The 1,844-nt window shown below is 39.6% G+C and carries 4 protein-coding genes; 3 read left to right on the top strand and 1 reads right to left on the bottom strand.

The annotated features are described in order from the left end of the window. Positions 1-118: 118 nt before the first annotated feature. Positions 119-316: a hypothetical protein gene (locus L4C35_RS23075; RefSeq protein WP_428465055.1), complete on the bottom strand. Its 198-nt coding sequence runs from the start codon at positions 314-316 to the stop codon at positions 119-121. Between the two features lie 125 nt (positions 317-441). Between L4C35_RS23075 and L4C35_RS23070 the strand changes: the two genes are divergently transcribed. From L4C35_RS23070 to L4C35_RS23060, 3 genes are all read left to right on the top strand, one after another. Continuing rightward, the gene (locus L4C35_RS23070; protein WP_428465054.1) at positions 442-804 is read left to right on the top strand and encodes a hypothetical protein; all 363 of its coding nucleotides are present in this window, start codon (positions 442-444) and stop codon (positions 802-804) included. A gap of 133 nt (positions 805-937) precedes the next feature. Beyond that, positions 938-1,447, top strand: a complete 510-nt coding sequence (locus tag L4C35_RS23065) for a hypothetical protein (protein ID WP_428465053.1) — start codon at positions 938-940, stop codon at positions 1,445-1,447. Further along, positions 1,422-1,844, top strand: a 423-nt coding sequence (locus L4C35_RS23060) for a metallophosphoesterase family protein (RefSeq protein ID WP_428465052.1), incomplete at its 3' end; no start/stop codon positions are given. The genes L4C35_RS23065 and L4C35_RS23060, both read left to right, overlap by 26 nt.

The following is a 1,844-nucleotide window of genomic DNA, read 5'->3' as shown; positions in this document are numbered from 1 at the left end:
GCAGGGAAGTGGTTACATTTTGGTGGTTGCCGAAAGAAATAGAATTGTGGGCGTGGTTCGCGGCTTTAGTTGGGCTGCCTTTTAATCAATATTGGCGAGCGTTTCTAGTGCATCTTTTCTAGGTAAACCATAGTGCTAACTTCATCGTTGCCGCTATTTTGTGGGTAAACGGGCAGTAATTATCGTGGTTATAGTTTTGAATTTGTCTGCTTTGAGTTGGGTGTCTGTCGCGCTGAATTAGCGCAGTTTTTAATTGCATTTCATCATGGCAGGCAAGCTGCTTAACCCAAGTCGAACGGCCGGGTAACAAGGCCATTAATACGACCACCAACGCTCGGCATTCTAGGTCTGAATTGGCTTTAGTGTTTTTGGTGGTCTTATTAATATTATCACAATGCGTTGTGGCGTATTATGGCGAGCGTTATGTTTTTGGGGAGTATCATGATTAATGTTGTTATCAAAAAGTCTAAGCTAAAAGAGCCTAAAATATATAAGAGCGAAGACAGTAAGTATGAGACTATTCCAGCATATAAAGATCCAAGTTATTATCTTCTTGCAGAATACAAGAAGAAAGAAAAGATAAAAATTCTCAACATACGTCGTAGAAAAGGAGTCACAATAGAGCATGCTATTGAAGTTTATCGATTAGAAAAGATTGAAATAAGCAAGGAGAAGAAGCAGCGGAGAGATCTAAAGAAAAGGCTAGAAATCAAAGCTTTACAAAGTAGAAACCAAACCCGTAAAGATGTTAGAGAGTCCCTTACTGGGATAACAAGCTCTAGAGGTTGGAATATAACAAAATAGTTTAAGTTGGAAGTTGGCCATTTTGACTTGTCCGCAGATAATTCTCTAACTATTAATAATTACCAAGGTTTGGTGTTGATGCTTTTGCTGGTTGTTAGTAGTTATTCTTCGTATTTAAATATGGTGATTTATAATGTCAAAGTCTATAAGAGAGGAGCTTATTGCTGCTGGGGTTATCGTTGTGCCTGCTGAAAAGTATTCGAATGGAACTCTTAGTAAGAGAACATACACTAATCACTCAGTTACTCAGCCTCCTCTGTCTAAAAATAGAAAAAACAAACAGAAAAATGAAATAGTCCAAGCGAATAATAGCAGCAAACCTAAGTTGAAGAAAAAAAAGCGCAGAAGCAAAGTTGAACTGGCCTTATCTCTTTCAAATGGGTTGGGGCGTGGCAATATACATAATAAGACAGAGTTAAGAACTATTTGTCTACATGTTAGGCGAGGGGTCATCGTTCGTGATGGAACTCCTTGCGATGTCTGCGGTTGCGCCTCTGGAATACTTACAAAGTATAGTGCGAGCAGTTTGGGGCCTGTTGTCTTATGCACAGTGTGTAAAATAAAAGCATTTGAACGTAGCTTTGGGCATGCTGATGCGATGCCTTTAAAGGTTGATCATGCTCATGCTCAAAGAGAGCGGTGATAAAAAACATAACAAAGCCATTAATACGACCACCAACGCTCGGCATTCTCGGTCTGAATTGGCTGCGGTGTTTTCGGTGGTCTATCAATATTATCGTAATACGTTACTGGCGTATTATGGCAAGCGTTATAAGCACAAGGAGTGCATCGTGGGAAAGTTTGCAATATTGTCAGATATTCATAGTAACATTTTTGCGCTTGAGGCAGTGGTTAAGGATGCTAGAGCGAAAGGTTTTACGGATTTTGTTAATTTAGGTGATATTTTATATGGTCCAATAGCCCCAAGGCAGACATACGAATACTTACAATCATTGGGCGCTATAACTATATCGGGTAATCAAGACCGTCAGATATACGAGGCTACGGAAGCTGAAATAGAGTCAAATCCTACAATGCAA

It is taken from the genome of Photobacterium kagoshimensis, from assembly GCF_050337045.1.
Classification (GTDB): domain Bacteria; phylum Pseudomonadota; class Gammaproteobacteria; order Enterobacterales; family Vibrionaceae; genus Photobacterium; species Photobacterium kagoshimensis.
The sequence above is the reverse complement of the archived record's forward strand: the minus strand, read 5'-3'. Positions and strand labels throughout refer to the sequence as shown.